We start from the raw sequence: 21,200 nt of genomic DNA, 5'->3' as shown, positions 1-21,200 counted from the left end.
AAGGTAAACGGACCGGCAATCATGGGCGGCACAAGGCGGCCGGCTCGGACGATCAGATATCTCCGCCGGTCAGGCGCTGGCATACGAGATCGAGCTGGTCGAGCGTTCGATATCGGATGGTCACCTCGCCCGATCGCGGGTCCGCATCGGTCTTTATTCGGACGTGCAGGCCAAGAAGTTCCTCGAGATGGCGCTGGACCGCGACGATGTCCGCATCACCCGCAGAATCGCGCGCTACCCGCGGCTTGCGGCGGGTGCTCTCCCCCTCCCCCGCACGCCGTGCCAGCCGCTCCACGTCGCGCACGGAGAGGCCTTCCGCGACGGCCCGATCTGCGAGCGCCGCGGCGTCGGGATTGCCGATCAACGCGCGGGCGTGTCCCATCGACAGATCGTCGCGCTCGACCATGTCGAGCACCGATTCGGGCAACTGGAGCAGGCGCTGGAGGTTCGCGACGTGGCTCCGCGACTTGTCGACAAGCCGGGCGATTTCCGCCTGGGTCATCCCCTCGCTGTCAGCAAGTTGCTGATAAGCCCGGCCTTCCTCCACTGGGTTGAGGTCTTCACGCTGCAGATTTTCGATGAGGGCGAGCGCCATAACCTCGCGCTCACTCAGATCGCGGACGATGGCAGGAATCTCGTGGAGCTTCGCCCGTTGTGCGGCTCGCCAGCGGCGCTCCCCCGCGACCAGGCGATAACGGTCGCCGCCGAGTGGGGTGACAATGATGGGCTGGATGACGCCCCGCTGCGCGATCGACGCCGCGAGCTCTTCGAGCGCGGCCTCGTCGAACCGCCTGCGGGGCTGCCCCGGAAGCGGCTCGATCCGCGCGATCGCGATGGCGGCCAGGCCCTCGTCGGGGCGCGGCTTGTCGCCAGCCCCGGAAGCGCCGGATTCGTCGCCGGATACGACCAGCGGCTCCTCCCGGCGGCTCTGGCCCATCAGCGCTTCCAACCCTTTACCGAGTTTCTTGCGCGTGTCGCCCTTGGGGCGTTCCGGGATCGAGAAGCGAATCGGGTCCGTTGGGGCACTCATGCGGCTTTCCTTTCCGCGGGCAGGCGGCCAATCAGCTCGCGGGCAAGAGCCATGTAGGCGCGGCTTCCGGTGCAGTTGTGATCGTAAACCAGCGCCGGCAAGCCATGGCTCGGCGCCTCCGACAAGCGGACGTTGCGCGGAATGACCGATTCGAACACCAGAGGCCCGAGACAGTCGCGCACGTCGTCAGCCACCTGGTCCGTCAGGCGATTCCGCCGGTCGAACATCGTCAGGACGACCCCGATGATGCCCAGATCGGGGTTGAACCGCTGCTGGACGCGTTCGACCGTCAGCAGGAGCTGCGACAAGCCTTCGAGCGCGAAGAACTCACACTGTAGCGGAACCAGCAGCGTGTCTGCCGCGCCGAGTGCGTTGAGTGTCAGCAGGCCCAGCGAAGGCGGGCAATCGATAAACGCGATCTGGTGCTGCGTGTGGTTGGCGAGCGCCTTCTCGAGGCGCGCGGTGCGATCCTCAACGGCGACCAGCTCGACTTCCGCTCCTGAGAGATCGACAGTGGCCGGCACGAGGTCCAGCCCCGGGATCGAAGTGCCCTGGATGCAGTCGGCAAGTGGTGCACCTTCCACCAAAAGGTCATAGCTCGACCGCCCCCGCTCCTCGCTTCCGATTCCCATGCCGGTGGAGGCATTGCCCTGCGGATCGAGATCGATGAGAAGCGTCTTCCATCCGGTCGCCGCCATCGCAGTCGCGATATTGATTGCGGTGGTCGTCTTGCCGACCCCGCCCTTCTGGTTGGCTATGGCGATGACGATCATCGGGCGCCTTTCCTGTTATTGCTGATGCGTCCCGTGCCAACGACGATCCCGGCTTCCGGATCGGTCAGCGATCGTTCCACGTGAAACATCACCCGGATATTGCCCGGCAAGTCACGCACTTCTTGCGCGGCGGAACGCCCTTTCGGCAACAGCCATTGCGTGCGGTCTGTGGAAAAGCGCGCCGCGAGGTCGATCAACTTCGGAAGCGGCGCGAAGGCGCGTGCCGAAATGACGCTTGCGTCGCAATTTTCGATCCGTTCGATGTTCCCGAAGTGGACCTTCACATGCGAAAGTTTCAAGACCTCGACAATATGGGAAAGCCAGTCGACCCGTTTGCGGCGCACCTCTACCATCGACACCCGCCATTCGGGCCGCATGATCGCGACGACAAGCCCCGGAAATCCGGCGCCGGTCCCCAAGTCCAACCATGTTCCAGGATAGCCCGTCACATGCTCGAGTAACTGGGCGCTATCGGCGACGTGGCGCCGCCAAACATCGTTCAGAGACGACGCGGCGACAAGGTTCTGGCGCTCGTTCTCCCCCCGAAGTTCAGCCACGAAACGATCCAGCCGGCTCATAGCTTGTTCGTCGCAGCGCGCGCCGACATAGGCGCGAGCGTCAGGTTCGCTTTCGATCACGCCGACAACGCCGCGCGCCGCGCGTGCACGAGCAGGGCCGCAAGCGCAGCCGGAGTCACTCCCCGCACCCGCCCTGCAGCCCCGAGCGTCGATGGGCGCGCCGCGGCTAACCTGTCGACCATCTCGTTCGAAAGACCCGGGACGCGCGCGAAATCGAACGACCCCGGAATGGCGACATTCTCACTCGATCGAAGATCGCGCAGCTCGGCATCTTGCCGCGCTAGATAAGGAGCGTAGGACGCCTCCTCGATGATCTCGGTGGCCAGTTCATCATCGGCAAACCCTTGGGGCAACAAGGGCGCCGCGTCCGAAAGATCGAGGTTACCGGTCGCAATCCATTCCGCAAGCGACCTGCGGTCCTCGGGCTTCGCGGGGACACCCAGGGCCTCCCCAATTTCTCGCCCGCCTACCGTGCGATTCAGGGCCGTGTTCCACGTGGAACGCTTTGTTTCCCTCGCCTCAAACCATCGCCTCCGGTCTTGCCCGATGCAGCCAAAAGCGATCCCCAGCTGGGTCAAGCGGGTTGTCGCATTGCTCGCCCGGAGACGAAGTCGATACTCCGCGCGAGAGGTCAGCATGCGATACGGCTCCGTCACGCCATGCAACACGAGGTCGTCGACCATGACCGCCATGTAGGCGTTCGCGCGGTCGATGGACGGCGGGGCAAGGCCGGCGACCTGCGCAGCAGCATGCATGCCGGCAATCAGGCCCTGGGCGGCGGCCTCTTCGTACCCGGTCGTTCCGTTGATCTGGCCGGCGCAATACAAGCCTGGGATATCCCGAACCTCGAGGCCGCTGGAGAGTGCGCGGGGATCGATGTGATCATATTCGACCGCGTATCCCGGCACCACCACTTCCACTTCCGACAGTCCCGGCATCGTTCGCAGGAAGCGAAGTTGGGTGTCCGTTGGCAGCGACGTGCTGACTCCGTTGGGATAGACAAGATGGGTGTCGAGGCCTTCGGGCTCGAGGAACACCTGGTGCCCGTCACGATCGCCGAACCGGTGGATCTTGTCTTCGATCGAAGGGCAATACCGCGGCCCTTGCGCGTCGATCGCACCGCTGAACAGGGGGGAGCGATCGAGATCAGCGCGGATGATATCGTGCGTCTGCTCGTTCGTGCGAGTTATCGCGCAGGCAAGCTGCGGATTCACCCGGGCGCGGGTTAGCGGAGACATCGTCCACGCGTCCGCATCCGAAGGCTGTTCCGGCAAGGCAGCCCAATCGATTGTCCGCCCATCGAGGCGCGGCGGCGTGCCTGTCTTGAGTCGCGCCATCGGAAGCGCGGCATCGCTGAGCTGCGCGGCGAGGCGACTTGCAGCATTCTCGCCTATGCGGCCGCCGACAAACCGTTCCTCCCCGCGGAACAGGGTCCCCCCAAGGAACGTGCCCGTGCACAGAATGACTGCGTCAGCATCGATCGCGGAACCATTGGCCAGGATCACCCCGCGCGCCCGGCCCCCCGCCAGCTTGAGCGCCGCCACTTCGCCTTCGACGCATTGCAAAGTCGTCAGAGAGGCCAAGGCCTGCTGCACGGCGCGCTTGAACAACGTTCGATCCGCCTGGATCCGCGGGCCCCACACCGCGCTGCCTTTCGACCGATTGAGCATGCGATAATGGATTGCCGCAGCATCGGCCGCGCGGCCTAGGACACCGTCAAACGCGTCGACCTCCCGCACAAGGTGCCCTTTGCCGAGACCGCCGATGGCAGGATTGCAGCTCATCGCCCCGATGGTGTGTCGGTCGAATGTTACCAAGGCCACGCGAAGTCCCATGCGCGCGCCGACGGCGGCGGCCTCTACACCCGCGTGTCCGCCACCGACGACGATGATATCGAAGCGATCCATTTGCGGCGCGTTAGATCAGGCTTGGCAATTGGTCAAAGCGGGTGTTCCACGTGGAACATCTATTTGCCGATGCAGAAGCGTCCGAACAGGGTGTCGAGCATGTCTTCCGTGGATGCGCGCCCGGTGAGCCGATCGAATGCCACCCGCGCCTGGCGAAGGGATTCGGCCATGAGCAACGGGTCAACATGGCCCGTGGTGAGTGCACTGTAGGCATCTGATATCAGACCAAACTGGCGCGCGTTGAGCACCGCCTGACCAACCGGGGGCAAGGCGGTTCGCGCCGCTGCGACGAGCGCGTGCTTCAACGCCGGCACCCCCGCGCCCGTCAAAGCCGAAACGGCAAAGGCGCCATCCCGCTTCCCGACGGCCAGGTCGCTCTTCGCGGCGATCTCCCACGCCCCCGCCGGCCCGTCGCCCTCGGGACCTAACCACAGGACGAGGTCCGCCGACTCAAGCGCACGTCGTGCCCGTTCGACGCCTTCTCCCTCGATCGCATCATCCGGCGCGTCACGGAGACCGGCGGTGTCGAGAAAGGTGAATGCCACGCCCTCGATCGCGACAGATCGTTCCAGCACGTCGCGCGTCGTTCCGGGGATCGCCGAGGTGATCGCTGCCTCGCTTTCGACTATAGCATTGAAAAGCGTAGATTTTCCCGCGTTCGGGGGCCCTCCCAGCGCTACCTTGTATCCTTCCCTGAGCATCTCGGACCGCGGCCGCTCCAGCCACGCGCGCAGGTCGTCTGCGATGTCGCCGACTCGAATGGGAAAGTCAGCCGGCAGATCGGCTACGTCGTCCTCGTCATCGAAATCGAGTGCCGCTTCGAGTTCTGCGGACAGCATCAACACCCGGTGCCGCCAATCATCGACCTGGCGAGAGAAATGGCCCCCTGCCATGGCCAGCGCGACGCGGCGCTGCATCTCGGTCTCAGAAGCCAGCAGATCCGCAAGGCCTTCTGCCTCGGCAAGGTCGATACGTCCGTTCGCGAAAGCCCGTCGGGTGAATTCCCCGGCTTCGGCACGTCGCAGCCCTGCCACCGCACCCAGCGAACGCTCCACGGCGTTCACGACAGCGCGGCCACCGTGGAGGTGCAATTCGGCGAGATCCTCGCCGGTCGCCGTAGCCGGCCCGGGAAACCACAGCACCAGTGCGCGATCGAGTTCGGCGCCGTCTGGATCCCGCAGCACGGCCAGTGTCGCACGGCGGGGCGAAGGCAGCCGCCCGGCCAGCTTCTCGAGGGCATTTCCCGCCTGTGGTCCGCTGATCCGCAACACCGCGATGGCGGCCGGGGGCGCGCCGCTGGAAAGCGCGAAAATCGTATCCATCAACGCTTCGCGGGCCTATCCGGCCTTGTCGCCTGCCCCCTTATCGCCTGCCCCCCTGTCAGACTTGGCATTGGCTGAAGCAGCGCCTTCCATGAAATTCTGGAACAATTTCATACCGATCTGGCCCATCGGCGCGACCTGCTGGGCATATTCCTGGAGCTTGTCGACACTCCCCACACCCTTCATGGCCTTGGCCATGAGGTCGACATAGACCTCGTTCGCCTTGCCGACATCGGGCAGGCCCATGAACGTGCGCGCCTCCTCCGGCGTGCAATCGATCTCGATATGGACCTTCATGGGTGTGCTCCTGAGCTTAGGGCAGCGATTCCTGTCACAGCGATTTGGCAATGTCCACCGCGACCCGCTAGGCTTCGCGTTCCTCGTCAACCAGCTGCGGGAGCACCCAAAATGAGCGCACGGATCGGGATGGAAAAGTGGCACCGCGCGCTCGGCGACGGAAGCACGACTGAAGCCCTCGCCGCGATCATACGCGCCGATGCCGTGTTTCACTCACCCGTCGTCTACACCCCGCAAGAAGGGCGCGACATTGTCGTTTCCTATCTCGCCGCCGCCGGAAAGGTCCTCAACACCGAGGCGTTTCGCTACGTCCGCGAGTTCAGCGAAGGCAACCAGGCGCTGCTCGAGTTCGTCACCGAGCTCGACGGCATCCGCATCAACGGCATCGACCTCATCACCTTCGACGACGACGGCATGATCGCCGATTTCAAGGTGATGGTCCGTCCGCTGAAGGCGATCAACAAGGTGTGGGAGCTGATGGGCGCCCAGCTCGCCCGGCAGGGATAAGCGTGCCGCCGCCTAGTTGAGCGTGGCGAAGTTCTCGACCAGCTGGCGCGCCTGCGGCGAAATCGGCAGCGGCAACTCGGCGTCGATCGCCGCGCGGCGTTCTACCAGGTTGGTGGGAAAGCGCATGTGGTGCATCGACCAGGCGGGGCAGCTGCGCGCGTCGATCGGCTCGTCGATCAGCGTCAGCATGCCTGAATGGCGCGGATCGCGCGCCAGCGTTCCCATCAGGCTCATCAGATTGGCCTTCGGCCCTTCGATCAGCTGCATGAAGTTGCGACCGTTGTAGAGCAGGAAACCGGTGATCTGGCGCTCGGGATTGTTGCGCTGGGCGGATTCGACCACCCGCGCCACTTCGTCAGCGGCAAGCCCGCTGGCGGTGCTGATATAAACTATGCGACGCATGCGACCCTCGCCTCGGTGAGCGCCGGATGTGCCATCTTCTTATAGAATGTCAAACCGGCCGCCGCGGGGGGCGGCCAGTGATGCGGCGCGCCTACTGATTCATCGTCGCGAAGAAGTCCTCGTTGGTCTTGGAATCCTTCATCTTGTCGAGGAGGAATTCCATCGAGTCGATCGTGCCCATCTGCATGAGGATGCGGCGCAGGACCCACATCTTCGACAGCTTGTCCTTTTCCACCAGCAGCTCTTCCTTGCGGGTGCCGCTCTTGCCGACATCGAGCGCGGGGAAGATGCGCTTGTCGGCGACCTTGCGGTCGAGGACGATTTCCGAGTTACCGGTGCCCTTGAACTCTTCAAAGATCACTTCGTCCATGCGGCTGCCGGTGTCGATCAGCGCGGTGGCGATGATGGAAAGCGATCCCCCCCCCTCGATATTGCGCGCCGCGCCGAAGAAGCGCTTGGGGCGCTGGAGCGCGTTGGCGTCCACGCCCCCCGTCAGCACCTTGCCGCTGCTCGGCACCACGGTGTTGTATGCACGGCCGAGGCGGGTGATCGAATCCAGCAGGATGACCACGTCCTTCTTGTGCTCGACCAGGCGCTTGGCTTTCTCGATGACCATTTCGGCCACCTGGACGTGGCGGGTGGCGGGCTCGTCGAAGGTGGAGGAGATCACCTCGCCCTTCACGCTGCGCTGCATGTCAGTGACTTCCTCGGGCCGTTCGTCGACCAGGAGGACGATGAGGAACACTTCCGGATGATTGTCGGTGATCGCCTTGGCGATGTTCTGCAGCAGCACGGTCTTGCCGGTGCGCGGCGGGGCGACGATCAGCGCGCGCTGGCCCTTGCCCTGGGGGCTGATGATATCGATCACCCGGGCCGACTTGTCCTTCACCGTCAGGTCGAGCGTGTCGAGCGTCAGCTTCTCTTCCGGATAGAGCGGGGTCAGGTTGTCGAAATTGGTCCGGTGGCGAACCGCGTCGGGGTCGTCGAAATTCACGGTCTGCAGCGTCGTCAGGGCGAAATAACGTTCGCCTTCCTTCGGCGCGCGGATCTCGCCTTCGACGGTGTCACCGGTGCGGAGGCCCCATTTGCGGACCTGGTTCGGTGACACGTAGATATCGTCCGGACCGGCCAGGTAATTCGCCTCGGGGCTGCGCAGGAAGCCGAAGCCGTCCTGCATCACCTCGATGGTGCCGACGCCCATGATCGATTCTTCGTATTCCTCGTCCTCCGCCAGCTCGCGCAGGATGCAGAACATGAGGTCCTGCCGGCGCATGGTGCTCGCGCCTTCGACGCCCAGCTCCTCCGCCATGCTGACGAGGTCGGCCGGCGCTTTCTTCTTGAGTTCCTTGAGATGCATTTCGTTTGGATTTCCGTGTGTGAAGTCTGAACGGCCGGACGGTCGATGGGCTTGGAGAAAGCGGACCGGGCCACCTGTCGCGGTGGGCCAGATTGCCGGGAGTGCCGCGGGAATAAACCCGCGCCCGGGCGCCGTCAATCAGCCAGGTATTCGCTTCGTCGCAGGCCTCAGAACGGCCGGACGATGACCAGGATCACGATCAGCGCCGCGACGATGCCGGGCACTTCGTTGGCGAGGCGCAACTGCTTGCCGGTTAGGCGGCGCTCGCCCTTCGCCAGACGTCGCGCGTATCCCGCCATCCACCCATGATATCCGGACAGGAGCAGCACCAGCGCCAGCTTCGCATGGAGCCAGGCCTCACCCCACAGGTTCTGGCTCGTCGCGAGAAGGATGCCGAGGAGCCAGACCACGATGATCGAGGGGGTGAGTATGATCCGCATGAGCTTGCGCTCCCGCTCGATCCACACGCCGTCTTCGGGCGAACCGGGGCCGGATGCGTCCAAAGCTTCCTGATGATAGACCAGGTACCGCGGCAACATGAACAGGCCCGCCATCCAGAAAATGACGAAGATCACGTGACCGGCCTTCAGCCAAAGATAGGTCATCGCCAGCGCAGTTTCCATGTTCGCGATGTAGGACAAGCGGTCCCCATCGTCACCCCTTCCATGCGCGGACGGTGGCGATCAACTGCTCGACATGGGCGATCGGCGTGTGTTGTCCGATGCCGTGGCCCAGGTTGAACACGTGCGGGCGGCCCGCGAACGCTTCCAGGATGGCATGCGCCCGGCGATCGAGGGCTGGACCCCCGGCCTCCAGCAGCAGGGGGTCGAGGTTGCCCTGCACCGGCATTCCGGCGGGCAGTTCGCGCGCGGCCCAGACGGGATCGATCGTCTCGTCGACGCCGACCGCATCGACCCCGGTTTCCCGGGCATAGGCTGCCAGCTTCGCCCCGGCGCCTTTCGGAAACCCGATCACCGGCACGCCCGGGCACCGCGACTTTACCGCGGCGGCGATCCGCGCGTTGGGCGCGATGACCCATCGTTCGAACGCGTCGGGCGCCAGGCTGCCTGCCCAGGAATCGAACAGCTGCACCGCCTCGGCCCCCGCGTCGATCTGGCCGACGAGGTATTCGACCGTGACCGCGGCGATCGCGTCGATGATGGCGCCGAACGCGGACGGGTCGCGGTAGGCCATGGCACGCGCGGCGTGATGGTCTTTCGATCCTTCGCCGTTCACCATGTAGGTCGCCACCGTCCAGGGGCTGCCGGCAAAGCCCAGCAAGGTCGTTTCCGGGCCGAGAGCAGCGCTGACCCTGGCCACGGTCGCATAGATCGGCGTGAGGCGCTCTGGCACGGCCTGGAGGCTCTCCAGCGCCGCATCGGCGAGCCGGGGCGAAAGGTGCGGGCCTTCGCCAGCCAGGAAAGCCAGGTCCTGTCCCATCGCATAGGGGACGATCAGGATATCGGAGAACAGGATCGCGCCGTCGAACCCGAACCGGCGGATCGGCTGCAGCGTGACCTCGGCCGCCGCTTCGGTATCGTAAACCAGCTGGAGAAAGCCGCCCTTGTCCGCCCGCAGCGCGCGATATTCCGGCAGATAGCGTCCCGCCTGCCGCATGAGCCACATCGGCACGGCATCGCCGCGGGACCCGTGCAAGGTGTCGAGAAGCAGGCCGGGCATCGCGTGTAATCCAATCAAATAAGATTCTTAGATAGGATGAAGGAGTCTGTTGGCCCTGTGGATATCGGGGACGGCGGCGCCCTGCCCGATTTTTCCCGCGATGGCCAGATTGTCGGCGACCTGCGACTCGCCGGCAGGCCGCGTCAACGCTTCGTTTTCCCCGCTATCCCCCGCCTGTGGGAAAGCCAGCGCGCCTGTCCACAAGCGGGCGGGCCGCGGTCCGGTAGCGGGCATGGAATCGGCGCGCACGCTTGTCCGCCATCCTGTCCCGTGGTTTATGCCGGACATTCTCCACAGGGCGTGCGATCGCTCAGTTCCGAAGGCCCAGCCCGATGCCGCGCCTCCATCTGCACCTGCTGTCGGATTCCACCGGCGAGACGCTGGAGATGATTGCCAAGGCCGCGCTGGCGCAGTTCGAGGAGGCCGATGTCCAGCGCCATTTCTGGCCCATGGTGCGCAGCCGCCAGCACATCGACCGGATCGTTCCCGATATCGCGGCGCACCCCGGCCTCGTGCTGTTCACCCTGGTGAACCCGGATATCCGCGCGCGGCTGGAAGAGCACTGCGTCACGCTGGGCCTGCCCGCGGTCCCGGTGCTCGATGGCGTGACCGAGGCGCTGGCTTCCCACCTCGGGCAGCAGGCACATGGCCGACCGGGGCGGCAGCATTCGATGGACGCGGCCTATTTCGCGCGGGTCGATGCGATCCAGTACACGATCGCGCACGACGACGGGATCGCGCACGAGGATTGGGAGGAGGCCGATATCCTGCTCGCCGGCGTGTCGCGCAGCTCCAAGACGCCGACGAGCATCTATCTCGCCAATCGCGGCTATAAGGTCGCCAATATCCCCCTGGTGGTGGAAAGTCCGCCGCCGTCCGCGCTGTTCACGCTGCGGCGGCCGTTGATCGTGGGCCTGACGACCGCGCCCGACAGGCTCATCCAGATTCGCCGCAACCGCCTGCTGACGATCGCCGAAGGGCGTGAGAGCGATTATGTCGATGCCGAACGTGTCGCCGCCGAAGTGCGCTTCGCCCGGCGCCTGTTCGCCGACAACGACTGGCCGGTGATCGACGTCACGCGTCGTTCGATCGAGGAAACCGCAGCCGCGATCATCCGCCTGCTGAGCGAGCGGGACGCCCATCTGAGCCCGGCCGCCGCGGGCGGCGCGATATGATCGTGCTCGCCTCCACCAGCGCGTCGCGCTGGGCGATGCTGCAGGCTGCGGGTGTGCCGTTCGAAGCGGTGCCGGCTGATATCGACGAACGTGCGATCGAGGCGGAAATGGACGGGGCGAAGCCCGGTGCCGTCGCGCTCGCGCTGGCAGAGGCGAAGGCGGTAGCGGTTTCGCGCAATCGTCCCGGCGCAACGGTTATCGGCAGCGATTCGCTCGTTTCCTGTGCCGGTCGGCGTTTCGATAAACCGCGCACGCGCAGCGAGGCGGCCGAACACCTGGCTTTCTTTTCCGGCAAGCGCATGGAACTGCACAGCGCGGCAGCGATTGCGCGGGGCGGCATCGTCACATGGTGTCACGCCGACCATGCGCTGCTGGACGTGAGGAACCTGTCAGCGGCATTCATCGAGCGCTACCTCGCCGCTGAATGGCCAGCGGTCGCGGGCTGCGTCGGGGTGTTCCGCATCGAAGGGCCGGGCGTGCAGTTGTTCACTGCGATCGTGGGGGATCATTTCACCGTACTCGGGATGCCGCTGCTCCCGGTGCTGGGCGCGCTGCGCGACCTGGAGGAGATGGCGACATGACGGTCTATGCCGAAGTCATCGGGGATCCGATCGCGCAATCGAAATCGCCCGCAATCCACGGATTCTGGATCGCGCAGCTCGGGCTCGACGCTGAATATCGCCGCGAACAGGTCGCCCCCGGCGATATTGCGGATTATTTTGCGGCGCGCCGGGCGGATCCCCGGTGGCGCGGTTGCAACGTCACCATGCCGCACAAGCAGGCGGTCCTCCCCTTCCTCGACCGGATCGATCCGTTGGCGGACCGGATCGGCGCGGTGAATACGGTCATCGCCGAAGACGGGGCCCTGACGGGCTATAACGCGGACTGCGGAGGGTTCCTGCAGCCGCTCGCGGCGGAGCTTGGCGAAACACATTATTTCCGGATGGCACGGGTGCTGGGCACGGGCGGCGCGGCGCGCGCGATCGTCGCGGCATTGGCACAGGAAAAGTTCGTGATCGTGCTCGCCGGCCGCGATCCCGCCAAGGCTCGCGCACTGCTCGAATCCGTCGATCCCGTGGGGGAACACCACGCGATCGACCTGGCCCATTTTGCCGATCCCACGACGTTCGCCTTCGACGACCGGGACGGATGCCTGGATCTGGTCGTGAACGCGTCGCCGCTCGGCATGGCCGGCCAGCCGCCCCTGGCCTTCGACTGGAGCCACGCGCCGCCGGGCTCCATCGCGTACGACATCGTCACCGACCCCGCCGACACGGTTTTCCTCCAGGCGGCCCGCGCCGCTGGTCATCGGACGATCGGGGGGCTTGAGATGCTCATCGGACAGGCGGCGCTGGCGTTCGAGCGCTTCTTCGGCGCCGTCCCGCCCCGCGCGCGGGATGCGGAGCTGCGCGCGGTGCTGGCGCAGTGAGCCGGCCGTTTATCCTCGGCCTCACCGGGTCGATCGGCATGGGCAAGTCCACAGTCGCGGCCATGTTCGCCGCGGCAGGCGTGCCCGTCTTCGATGCCGATGCGGTGGTCCGCCGATTGCAGGGCCCGGGTGGCCCACTGCTGGCGGCGATCGAGGCGGCGTTTCCCGGCACGACCGGCGATGACGGCGTGCTGCGCGAGGCATTGGGCCAGCGCGTGTTCGGTGACCGCGAAGCGCTCGGCCGACTGGAAGCGATCGTCCACCCGGCAGTTGCGGATGAACGCCAGGCGTTTCTGATCGAGCACGCGGGGGCGCCGCTGGTCGTGTTCGATATTCCGCTGTTGTTCGAAAAGGGCGGCTGGGAAAGCGTTGACGCGGTGGCGGTCGTCAGCGCGCCGGCCGATGTCCAGCGCGCCCGGGTGCTCGCGCGGCCGGGGATGACACCCGAGAAGTTCGCGCACATCCTGTCGCTTCAGGTCCCCGATGCGGAAAAGCGCGCGCGGGCCGACCACGTGATCGACACGGGCGCGACCCTTCATCAGACGGAACAGGCGGTGAAGGCGCTGATCGCGGAGATCGCCGGGCGCTAGATGGTTCGCGCCCCCTTGCCAGTCCGCCCGGAGGGGCCGATAGACTGCATTGAATGCGCGAGATCGTTTTCGATACCGAAACCACCGGCCTCGATCCCAGTTCGGGCGACCGCATGGTCGAAATCGGCTGCATCGAATTGGTCAACCGGGTGCCCACCGGCGCGACCTTCCATGCCTACTTCAATCCCGATCGCGACATGCCCGAACAGGCGGAAGCCGTGCACGGCCTGAGCGCCGTGTTCCTTTCGGATAAGCCCCGCTTCAATGATCTGTGCCACGACCTGCTGGCCTTCATCGGCGATTCTCCGCTGGTGGCGCACAACGCCGGGTTCGATTTCGGCTTCCTCAACGCCGAACTCGCGCTGTGCGGGCTGGACCCGGTGTGCCTGTCGCGGATGGTCGATACCGTCGCGCTCGCCAAGCGCCGTCATCCGGGCGCCAAGCTTTCGCTCGATTCGCTGTGCAGCCGTTACGGCATCGATCGCAGCCACCGGGTGAAGCACGGCGCCCTGCTCGACGCCGAATTGCTGGCGCAAGTCTATGTAGAGCTTACCGACGGGCGCCAGATCGGCCTGGAACTTGCCGGCGCCGTGGTGGAAACGACCGTGATCGAAATGCCGCAAGCGGTGCGTGCCGACCGCCCGGTCCGCCCACCGCGACCGCATGCGCCATCCGCCGCCGAACGCGCTCTCCACGCCGCTTTCATCGAAGGGATCAAGGGAGCGATCTGGGCCGCCTGACGTTTACCGAATGGATCGCATAACAAGGAGTACATGTGACGATGGATATTCGCGTCTCGGGTCACCAGATCGAAACCGGCGCCGCCCTGCAGCAGCACGTTAGCGACCGCCTCACCGCCATCGTCGACAAGTATTTCAGCCGCGCCATTTCGTCCCACGTCACCTTCGGCAAGGCGCCCAACGGCGCATTCGGCTGCGACATCGTGACGCATGTGATGCAGGGCCTGATCCTCAAGGCGCATGCCGAAGCGCAGGAGGCGCACCAGGCGGCCGACCTGGCTGCCGAGAAGATCGACAAGCAGCTCCGTCGCTACAAGCGCCGGCTCAAGGATCGGCACGAGCAGGCAACGCATGCCGCGCGCGAGGAAGAAGCCGCCTACACGATCTTCGCCGCTCCCGATGTCGAGGCGGAAGAGCCCGACGAGGAAGACGCGCCGATGATCATCGCCGAAACCACGGCGGACATTCCGGAAAGCAGCGTGGCCGACGCGGTCATGATGCTCGACCTGCGGGATACCAACGCCATGTTCTTCAAAAATGCTGGCACCGGGCGGCACAACATGGTCTATCGCCGCCGCGACGGATCGATCGGTTGGGTCGAACCGCGCTGAACCGGCGCGGTCACCCCGAAGCGCGGGGTTGTGCGGCGGCGAACGGCCATCGCCGCCGCTCTGCCCGCACCCGGCAGGTCAGTCAGTCCGCACCCTCTCAATGAAGTGCCCATTTTTCGCATGAACGTGATCTTCAAGCTCCTGCCAGAGGCCGTGTGGATCGCGGAAGCTGCCGACAAGCCGTCCATCCTCGACGCATTGGCGACGCGATTCTCGCAAGTTTACGGGCTCAATCGGGAAATGGTGCTCGAAGGCCTGCAGGAGCGGGAGGCACTGGGAAGCACGGGGTTCGGCCGGGGCGTCGCATTGCCGCATGCGCGTATCGAAGGTCTGTCACGCCCGGTCGCGGCGCTGCTCAAGCTGGCTGCGCCCGTCGACTATGCGGCAGCGGACCGGATGCCGATCGATCTCGTGATCGGTCTGCTTTCGCCCGTTAACGCGGGGGCTACCCATCTTCACGCGCTCGCCGCTCTTTCGCGCATGGTGCGGGACGAAGACATGCACCGCGCGCTGACGGACGCGCCGGATACCGAAACCCTCTATGCGATACTGACCAACGCGGTCGATCGTGACGCCGCCTGATCGCGAGGGGGAGGTCCAACCGGGCGCTGCGCATTATCGCGCGCTGGAACGGCTTTATGCTGCGGCCCCCATCAACGCCCTGTTCGCCTCCAGCCTCCGGATCGTTGGCGAAGGACGGGTGCGACTGGCTTTCGATGTTGGGCCGGATGTCTATCACGCCGCCGGCGCCGCGCACGGGACGATCTATTTCAAGATGCTCGACGATGCGGCATTCTACGCGGCCAATACCCTGGTGACAGATCGTTTCCTGCTGACCACGTCGTTCAACCTTCATTTTACCAAGCCGGTCCGCGAAGGGCGCGTGACCGCAGAAGGACGATGGGTCAGCGGACGCAAGCGGGTCTATGTCGCGGAAGCGCGGCTGATCGACAGCGACGGCGACGAGATCGGGCGCGGGACAGGCACGTTCATGCGTTCGCGCATCGCCCTCTCCAGCTTGCCCGGCTATTCCGCAGAAGGCGAATGAGGACCGACGCGCGATTGCCCGCTCATCTGGAAGTGGCGGCAATTCGCCGAATCGCCGAATCGCAAGGTGGCTTCGCGGCAGTGCTCGGCAAGGGCGATCCCGACAGCGGGGTGATCGCAGTTGTAATTATCTGTCGTGATGAACCGGCGATGCTTATGGAACGTATGCCGAATGCCCGCGGGAACCGTCGTTTTATCCCCACGTTGGTCCAAGATATTGATTCCCCTGCTGAATTTTCGGCGATTCTCTCGCGCCGTCGCGATCGGGACCCGGATTCGTGGTTAATCGAGGTGGACGTCCCGGATAAGGAACGGTTCGTCGCAGCTTTGCCGGGATAAATTGACTTCGCAAGTGCAGCATTTATTCGGACGCCCTCTTCCACGGACGCAGGCGGCTGGATCGGCATGGGGTCGAACGGTCAGCGCGCAGACGGGGGACGGCCGGCAGGCTGAATAAATCGGACCCGCATTCACGCATGGAACGCGGTGGGTCCCAACCTGCGACTGTGCGCGTCCACCGCCTTTACCGACGGACCAATGCAGTTTCATCGTTCGACTGTCGCGGCGATCGCCGCGACTTGCTTGCTTACCCTGTTCGCCGCCGACGGATCCGGCGCCAACGCCGAAATCGGCGAGAATCCCACCCCGGTAACAGCACCGGCCCTGACCGACGAAACGGTGCCCGTAGCGCCCCCGGTCTCATTTGTTTCAGAAGCTGTCGTACAGCCCGTTTCGGACACGGACGCCGAACCCGCACCGCCTTCCCCGCCGAAGAGCGGTTCGCTGAAGCAGCTCGTCGCCAACATGCCGGCAGCAGGCACCCTTTCGCGCGAGATGGAATGCCTTGCGGGCGCGATCTACTTCGAAGCGCGCGGCGAACCGCTTGAAGGCCAGCTCGCGGTCGCCCAGGTGGTCATCAACCGCAGCGAATCGGGGATGTTTCCGAAGAGCTATTGCGGCGTGGTTTACCAGCCGAAGCAATTCTCTTTCATTCGCGGCGGCCGGATGCCGTCGATCGAACGCGGGTCCCCCGCGTGGCGCCGCGCCACGGCCATGGCCCGCATCGCACACGAGGAACTGTGGGAAAGCAAGGCGGACGACGCGCTGTTCTTCCACGCCCGCTACGTCAGTCCGAGCTGGAGCCGCACGAAAGTCGCGCGGGCCACGATCGACAGCCACATCTTCTACCGCTGAGGCCCGCACGTGGCAGGCATCGCGGCTAGTCTGCGATGTCGACCCACACCGGCGTATGGTCGCTGGCCTTTTCCCGGCCGCGATAGGCCTTGTCGACCCCGGCGGCCACCATGCGGTCGGCCAGTTCCGGGCTCAGCAACAGGTGATCGATGCGAAAACCGTGGTCGCGCTGCCAGGCGCCGGCCTGGTAATCCCAGAACGTCCACACCCCGCCGCGCGGGTTGAGGGTATCGATCGCGTCGGTCCAGCCGTCGCCCAGCAGGCGTGCATAGGCATCGCGCGATTCCGGCTGCATCAGCGCGTCGGGGGCCATCGCACGGGGTGACCACACGTCCTTGTCTTCGGGAATGACGTTGAAATCGCCGACCACCGCGACCGGTATCTCCATCGCCCACAGTTCCCGCATGCGGGCGCGCAGGCGGCGCATCCAGGCGAGCTTGTAATCGAACTTGGGCCCCGGAACGGGATTGCCGTTGGGCAGGTAAATGCAGGCGATCCGCACGCCGCGCACGTCGGCTTCGATATAGCGGGCGTGCTCGTCCCCCGGGTCGCCCGGCAGGGTTCGCTGCGCCTCCACCGGCTCGATACCATCGGCCAGGATGGCGACGCCGTTGAAGCCCTTCTGCCCGTGCCAGATGGCGCGGTAACCGATCTTTTCGAACTCGGCAGCCGGGAACCCTTCGTGCTGGCTTTTCACTTCCTGGAGGCAGGCAACGGTCGGGCGGGTTTCCTCCAGCCATTCCAGCAGGCGTGGGAGGCGCGCCTTGACGCCGTTTATGTTGTAGGATGCGATGCGCATCCAACCGGTTCTAGATGCCGAAGCTGGAACCGCAACCGCAACCGGCGGCCGCCTGCGGGTTTTCGACCTTGAACGCCGCGCCGCCCAGCGATTCGACGTAATCGACCGTGCTGCCCGCGACGAGGTCGAGGCTGACGGGATCGACCACCAGCCGCACGCCGTCGGTCTCGCTCACCGTGTCGTCACCCTCCGGCGCGTCGGCCAGGTCGAACTTGTACTGGAAGCCCGAGCAGCCGCCCCCGTCGACCGACAGGCGGAGGATGGCGGGCCGTGCCTGGCGCGCCGCGATCGCGGCCACCCGCGCGGCCGCACCCGGCGTGAGAGTGAGCGCCCCGCTCGCGGCGACTGTGGTTGCGTCTGTCATTGCCCCCGCGATGTAGGGCGCCAAGCGCCGCGCCTCAAGCGGTCTGGATGTAGGCGCGCATCACTTCGGCTTCCTGCGCCAGCCCGTCGATCTGCGCCTTCACCAGGTCGCCGATCGAAACGAACCCGCACAATGCTTCGTCCTGCATGACCGGCAGGTGGCGGATGCGCCGGCGCGTCATCAGCTCGAGCGCCTCGTCGATCCGCATCGACGGCGTGACGGTGATCGGCGGCGCGGTCATCACTTCGCCGACGGGCTTCGCCAGGCTCGCCTCCCCTTCCACTTGCAGGCAGTAGATCACGTCGCGTTCCGAAAAGATGCCGGCCACCCTGCCGCCATCCATTACGGGCATGGCGCCGATGCGGCGCGTGGCGAGCATGTCGAGCGCGGCGCGCATCGTCATGGCGATGTCGCAAGTCACGATCTCGGAGCCGGACTTGCCGGCCATCACACGGGCGATGTCCATCGGACTCTCCCCTTTATCTTCCCAAGGAGCCGGCAGGATGACACGATCCGCCGTTGTTGGCCAGCCGTGGGTGTTGCCTGGCGGGCGCGCCGGGCGCACACAGAGTTAATGACCACCCCTTCCCCCCTGGACGATCCGGCGATGTCGGCCTTCGCCTGGCGGCGCTGGAAGCGGATGATGAAGGTGATGGGCGCCGTCTCCGCCGTCGTGGTGATCGCGGTGGTCGCTTACCTGTGGATCGCCCTGCCCGGCATCTCGGTGCATTTCTACATCGCCGCCGGCCTCGGCGTCGGAATCTCGATGGTGCTGATGAGCGCGCTGATGGGCCTGGTGTTCATGTCGAACGGGACCGGCCACGACGATGCGGTCGCGGACCCGTTGCGCGAGGACTAGCAGACCCGCCTGCTCAGCGGTTCGTGATCCGCAGGTCGTCCACCGGCACGCCGCCGATCAGATGTTCCTGGATGATGCGTTCCAACGCCGCTTCATCGCACGAATGGTACCAGACCTGGTCCGGCCAGACGACGGCGACAGGCCCCGCTTCGCAGATCTGCAGGCAGTTCGCCTTGGTCCGCTGCACGGTGCGCCCCGCAAGGCCCAATTCCTTCAGCCGGCGCTTGAGGTAGTTCCATGCCCGTGCGCCTTCCTCGTGCGAACAGCACTTCTGCTTGTCGGACAGCGCGCACAGGAAGATGTGTCGCCCTACCCGCTCCCCGCCGATCTTGGCGAGCGCCGCCCGCGCCTTGCCGATGTCCGATGGGCGGGTCACTTCGCCCGGGGCTTGAGCCAGCGGCCAAGCCAGTCGAACACGGTGTTGTGCCATTGCAGCGAATTCTTCGGCTTCAGCACCCAGTGGTTTTCATCCGGGAACACCAGCAGCTGCGCCGGCACGTCGTTGCGCTGCAGGGCGGAAAACGCGCCCAGGCCCTGCGAATAGGGAATGCGGTAATCGCGCTCGCCCAGCACGATCAGCATCGGCGTCTTCCATTTCGCCACGTGGTTGATCGGGTTCCAGCGTTCGTAGATCTCCGGCGCCTCGCTGTAGGTGCGGCCGCCGTGCTCCCAGTCGATGAACCACTTTTCCTCCGTGGCGAACGACATCATGCGCTGGTCGAACACGCCGTTGTGGTTGACCAGGCACTTGAAGCCGTCGGGCCATTGCCCGGCGATCCAGTTCATCATGTAGCCGCCGTAGCTGGCGCCCATCGCGCAGGCGTTGCCGGTATCGACCTGGGTATCGAGCGCGCCCGCGGCGGCGAACCCCTTCCGCAGATCTTCCAGCGGCTTGCCGCCCCAATCATTGGTGATGCTGTCGGTGAAGGCCTGCCCGTACCCGGTCGATCCATGGAAATCGATCGAGACCACGGCATATCCCTGGCTCGCGACGACGCGCGGGTTCCAGCGGGTGGACCACGCATCGTTGAAGCTGCCCTGGGGCCCGCCATGGACATAGAGGATCGCCGGCATCTTGCCGCGCTGTCCGTCAAGCTTGGTGATCTGGCCCCACACGGTCGCGCCGTCCGCGCCGGCGAAGCTGAAGCGGCGCGTCACGATGGGCGCGCGCCGGCCGAGCAGGGTGGTGGCGACATCGGTCAGCGGAGCGGCCTGTGCCCAGCCGCGCGAAAGGTAGAGCTCGCTCGGGTTGCCGATCGAATCGCGGGTGAACAACAGGTCGCCGCGTGCCAGCGGCACGACGTTGCCGATGTGCGCCTCGGTCCCGGCCATCAGGTCGAGCTTCTCCACCCGGCCGGTCGCCGGATCGATGCGAAACGCCGGCGTGTCCAGCACGTCCTGCGCGGTCGCGACAATCCACCGCGAATCGGGCGTCCACGCGAGTGAGCCGACCGAACGGTCCCAGTCCGTCGTCAGCGCCCTGACGCGCCCACTCTTGAGGTCGCGCAGCATGACGGTGAGCTTGTCCGCCTCGTAACCCGGGCGGGCCATCGCGGCGTAGGCCAGCCATTTGCCGTCGGGCGAAGGCGCGGGGAGCGTGTCGGTCGCGCTGTTTGCGCGGGTGAGATTGGTCGGCGCGCGGCCCGACAGGTCGTTGAACCACAGATCGATGTTGGTCGAACCCGGTTCGTCGGCATCGGCCTTGCGGGCGGCAAAGAACACGCCGCGCCCATCGGCGGCCCACGCCAGGTCTTCCCCGCCGCCGAACGGCTTCGTCGGCGTGTCACCCACCAGGGCGTTCGCCCCCGCCTTGCCGTCGAGCGGGATGCCGTCGCCGATTGCCTTTCCGGCGGTCAGGGGAAAGGCAAAGACGCGGCTGTATTCGCCGGGCGTTTCCCACTGGTCCCAGTGGCGCACGAAGCCCGCTTCGCTGTCGTAGAGGCGCCCGGTTCCCGGTCCGGGAAGGTGGCTCGCCTTGTCGTCGCAGCCGAAGGTAGTGCAGGTCCGCGCGAAATCGCCCCACGCGGCGATGCGGGTGGCGCCGGGTGCGACCGCGAAGCCGGCCACCGGCGCGCGGAACGCGGTGACCTGGGAAATCTCGCTGACGACGCCGGCCGGGCTCACGCGCGCGCGCCAGACCTGGTCCGTCTTGCCCTCGCCGCGGTCGGACAGGAAATAGACCCAGCCGTCGTCGGCAAATGCCGGGCTGCTGGCCGATCCGCCAAAATCGAGCTTGATCGGTGCGGCGTCCCCATCGGTGAGGCTGCGCAGGTGGAGCGCGGTCGACCGGACGTACGTGGCGGGGTCGGTGGTCGTCACCGGGTAAATCGCCAGCGAGCCGTCGTTGCTGGCGGCGGGCGCCCCCAGGCGGGGCAGGACGACGAGGTCCTGCGCGCTCATCGGCGGGCGTGCTTCGGCGGGCCGGCCTTGCGCAGCGGCGGGTGTTGCCAGGAGGAAGGAAGCGGCAATGCCGGCGGGAACGGCGGCGGCGAGCGAAAGGGTTGTGAACCCGGCGGTCTTGATCATGGCACAGGGCGTA

The 21,200-nt window shown here is 65.8% G+C and carries 27 protein-coding genes; 12 read left to right on the top strand and 15 right to left on the bottom strand.

Features of this window, described 5'->3' with window-relative positions:
* Positions 1–52 precede the first annotated feature (52 nt).
* From GRI40_RS09425 to GRI40_RS09400, 6 genes are read right to left on the bottom strand one after another with little or no spacing between them, the layout of a single operon-like run.
* On the bottom strand, positions 53–1,030 hold the full coding sequence (locus tag GRI40_RS09425; RefSeq protein WP_160611077.1) for a ParB/RepB/Spo0J family partition protein: 978 nt from the start codon (positions 1,028–1,030) through the stop codon (positions 53–55).
* Positions 1,027–1,803: a ParA family protein gene (locus GRI40_RS09420; protein ID WP_160611076.1), complete on the bottom strand. Its 777-nt coding sequence runs from the start codon at positions 1,801–1,803 to the stop codon at positions 1,027–1,029. The genes GRI40_RS09425 and GRI40_RS09420 overlap by 4 nt, the downstream gene beginning before the upstream one ends.
* Complete coding sequence (gene rsmG / locus GRI40_RS09415; RefSeq protein ID WP_160611075.1) at positions 1,800–2,441, bottom strand: 16S rRNA (guanine(527)-N(7))-methyltransferase RsmG; 642 nt, start codon at positions 2,439–2,441, stop codon at positions 1,800–1,802. Before rsmG ends, GRI40_RS09420 begins: the two co-directional genes overlap by 4 nt.
* Positions 2,438–4,288: a tRNA uridine-5-carboxymethylaminomethyl(34) synthesis enzyme MnmG gene (mnmG, locus tag GRI40_RS09410; protein WP_160611074.1), complete on the bottom strand. Its 1,851-nt coding sequence runs from the start codon at positions 4,286–4,288 to the stop codon at positions 2,438–2,440. Before mnmG ends, rsmG begins: the two co-directional genes overlap by 4 nt.
* A gap of 59 nt (positions 4,289–4,347) precedes the next feature.
* Complete coding sequence (gene mnmE, locus GRI40_RS09405) at positions 4,348–5,610, bottom strand: tRNA uridine-5-carboxymethylaminomethyl(34) synthesis GTPase MnmE (RefSeq protein WP_160611073.1); 1,263 nt, start codon at positions 5,608–5,610, stop codon at positions 4,348–4,350.
* A 15-nt stretch (positions 5,611–5,625) separates the two neighbouring features.
* A complete protein-coding gene (locus GRI40_RS09400) occupies positions 5,626–5,907 on the bottom strand; it encodes a DUF6489 family protein (RefSeq protein ID WP_160611072.1) in 282 nt (93 codons plus the stop codon).
* Positions 5,908–6,018: 111 nt separating this feature from the next.
* Between GRI40_RS09400 and GRI40_RS09395 the strand changes: the two genes are divergently transcribed.
* The gene (locus tag GRI40_RS09395) at positions 6,019–6,414 is read left to right on the top strand and encodes a nuclear transport factor 2 family protein (RefSeq protein WP_160611071.1); all 396 of its coding nucleotides are present in this window, start codon (positions 6,019–6,021) and stop codon (positions 6,412–6,414) included.
* A gap of 12 nt (positions 6,415–6,426) precedes the next feature.
* Here GRI40_RS09395 and GRI40_RS09390 read toward each other — a convergent pair whose 3' ends face one another.
* From GRI40_RS09390 to hemE, 4 genes are all read right to left on the bottom strand, one after another.
* A complete protein-coding gene (locus GRI40_RS09390) occupies positions 6,427–6,816 on the bottom strand; it encodes a BLUF domain-containing protein (protein ID WP_160611070.1) in 390 nt (129 codons plus the stop codon).
* Positions 6,817–6,907: 91 nt separating this feature from the next.
* The gene (gene rho / locus GRI40_RS09385) at positions 6,908–8,173 is read right to left on the bottom strand and encodes a transcription termination factor Rho (protein ID WP_160611069.1); all 1,266 of its coding nucleotides are present in this window, start codon (positions 8,171–8,173) and stop codon (positions 6,908–6,910) included.
* Between the two features lie 167 nt (positions 8,174–8,340).
* Positions 8,341–8,796, bottom strand: a complete 456-nt coding sequence (locus tag GRI40_RS09380; RefSeq protein WP_160611530.1) for a CopD family protein — start codon at positions 8,794–8,796, stop codon at positions 8,341–8,343.
* 31 nt (positions 8,797–8,827) lie between these two features.
* Positions 8,828–9,853, bottom strand: a complete 1,026-nt coding sequence (gene hemE, locus GRI40_RS09375; RefSeq protein WP_160611068.1) for a uroporphyrinogen decarboxylase — start codon at positions 9,851–9,853, stop codon at positions 8,828–8,830.
* Positions 9,854–10,185: 332 nt separating this feature from the next.
* On the opposite strand from hemE, the gene GRI40_RS09370 reads away from it, so the two are divergent.
* The 10 genes from GRI40_RS09370 (at position 10,186) to GRI40_RS09325 (ending at position 16,639) form a co-directional block, all read left to right on the top strand.
* Positions 10,186–11,028 carry a pyruvate, water dikinase regulatory protein gene (locus GRI40_RS09370; RefSeq protein WP_160611067.1) on the top strand — a complete coding sequence of 281 codons (843 nt, stop codon included), beginning with the start codon at positions 10,186–10,188 and terminating at the stop codon, positions 11,026–11,028.
* Positions 11,025–11,609, top strand: a complete 585-nt coding sequence (locus GRI40_RS09365) for a Maf family protein (RefSeq protein WP_160611066.1) — start codon at positions 11,025–11,027, stop codon at positions 11,607–11,609. The genes GRI40_RS09370 and GRI40_RS09365 overlap by 4 nt, the downstream gene beginning before the upstream one ends.
* Entirely contained in the window at positions 11,606–12,457 is an 852-nt protein-coding gene (locus GRI40_RS09360; RefSeq protein WP_160611065.1) for a shikimate dehydrogenase family protein, read from the top strand. Before GRI40_RS09365 ends, GRI40_RS09360 begins: the two co-directional genes overlap by 4 nt.
* Entirely contained in the window at positions 12,454–13,047 is a 594-nt protein-coding gene (coaE, locus tag GRI40_RS09355) for a dephospho-CoA kinase (RefSeq protein WP_160611064.1), read from the top strand. The genes GRI40_RS09360 and coaE overlap by 4 nt, the downstream gene beginning before the upstream one ends.
* A 53-nt stretch (positions 13,048–13,100) precedes the next feature.
* Positions 13,101–13,787, top strand: a complete 687-nt coding sequence (dnaQ, locus tag GRI40_RS09350) for a DNA polymerase III subunit epsilon (protein WP_160611063.1) — start codon at positions 13,101–13,103, stop codon at positions 13,785–13,787.
* A 41-nt stretch (positions 13,788–13,828) separates the two neighbouring features.
* Entirely contained in the window at positions 13,829–14,398 is a 570-nt protein-coding gene (gene hpf / locus GRI40_RS09345) for a ribosome hibernation-promoting factor, HPF/YfiA family (protein WP_160611062.1), read from the top strand.
* A 120-nt stretch (positions 14,399–14,518) separates the two neighbouring features.
* Positions 14,519–14,980, top strand: coding sequence for a PTS sugar transporter subunit IIA (locus GRI40_RS09340; RefSeq protein ID WP_160611061.1), 462 nt, complete (start codon positions 14,519–14,521; stop codon positions 14,978–14,980).
* Positions 14,967–15,446: a PaaI family thioesterase gene (locus GRI40_RS09335; RefSeq protein WP_337190534.1), complete on the top strand. Its 480-nt coding sequence runs from the start codon at positions 14,967–14,969 to the stop codon at positions 15,444–15,446. The genes GRI40_RS09340 and GRI40_RS09335 overlap by 14 nt, the downstream gene beginning before the upstream one ends.
* Entirely contained in the window at positions 15,443–15,784 is a 342-nt protein-coding gene (locus tag GRI40_RS09330; RefSeq protein ID WP_160611060.1) for a DUF1491 family protein, read from the top strand. Before GRI40_RS09335 ends, GRI40_RS09330 begins: the two co-directional genes overlap by 4 nt.
* Positions 15,785–15,982: 198 nt before the next feature.
* Positions 15,983–16,639, top strand: coding sequence for a cell wall hydrolase (locus GRI40_RS09325; RefSeq protein WP_160611059.1), 657 nt, complete (start codon positions 15,983–15,985; stop codon positions 16,637–16,639).
* Positions 16,640–16,664: 25 nt separating this feature from the next.
* Here the strand turns inward: GRI40_RS09325 and xth are convergent, their stop codons facing one another.
* Genes xth through GRI40_RS09310 form a run of 3 tightly spaced genes read right to left on the bottom strand, consistent with a single transcriptional unit; the run spans position 16,665 to position 18,268 of the window.
* A complete protein-coding gene (gene xth, locus GRI40_RS09320; RefSeq protein ID WP_160611058.1) occupies positions 16,665–17,438 on the bottom strand; it encodes an exodeoxyribonuclease III in 774 nt (257 codons plus the stop codon).
* 10 nt (positions 17,439–17,448) lie between these two features.
* A complete protein-coding gene (locus GRI40_RS09315; protein ID WP_160611057.1) occupies positions 17,449–17,802 on the bottom strand; it encodes a HesB/IscA family protein in 354 nt (117 codons plus the stop codon).
* A 34-nt stretch (positions 17,803–17,836) separates the two neighbouring features.
* On the bottom strand, positions 17,837–18,268 hold the full coding sequence (locus tag GRI40_RS09310; RefSeq protein ID WP_160611056.1) for a CBS domain-containing protein: 432 nt from the start codon (positions 18,266–18,268) through the stop codon (positions 17,837–17,839).
* Positions 18,269–18,376: 108 nt separating this feature from the next.
* Between GRI40_RS09310 and GRI40_RS09305 the strand changes: the two genes are divergently transcribed.
* Entirely contained in the window at positions 18,377–18,661 is a 285-nt protein-coding gene (locus tag GRI40_RS09305) for a hypothetical protein (RefSeq protein WP_160611055.1), read from the top strand.
* Positions 18,662–18,674: 13 nt separating this feature from the next.
* On the opposite strand, the gene GRI40_RS09300 is transcribed toward GRI40_RS09305, so the two are convergent.
* Together GRI40_RS09300 and GRI40_RS09295 are read right to left on the bottom strand one after the other, a co-directional pair.
* A complete protein-coding gene (locus GRI40_RS09300) occupies positions 18,675–19,037 on the bottom strand; it encodes a (2Fe-2S) ferredoxin domain-containing protein (protein WP_160611054.1) in 363 nt (120 codons plus the stop codon).
* Positions 19,034–21,187 carry a S9 family peptidase gene (locus tag GRI40_RS09295; protein ID WP_237489033.1) on the bottom strand — a complete coding sequence of 718 codons (2,154 nt, stop codon included), beginning with the start codon at positions 21,185–21,187 and terminating at the stop codon, positions 19,034–19,036. The genes GRI40_RS09300 and GRI40_RS09295 overlap by 4 nt, the downstream gene beginning before the upstream one ends.
* Positions 21,188–21,200 lie beyond the last annotated feature (13 nt).

The organism is Tsuneonella aeria, assembly GCF_009827495.1.
GTDB classification, from domain to species: Bacteria; Pseudomonadota; Alphaproteobacteria; order Sphingomonadales; family Sphingomonadaceae; genus Tsuneonella; species Tsuneonella aeria.
The sequence above is the reverse complement of the archived record's forward strand: the minus strand, read 5'-3'. Positions and strand labels throughout refer to the sequence as shown.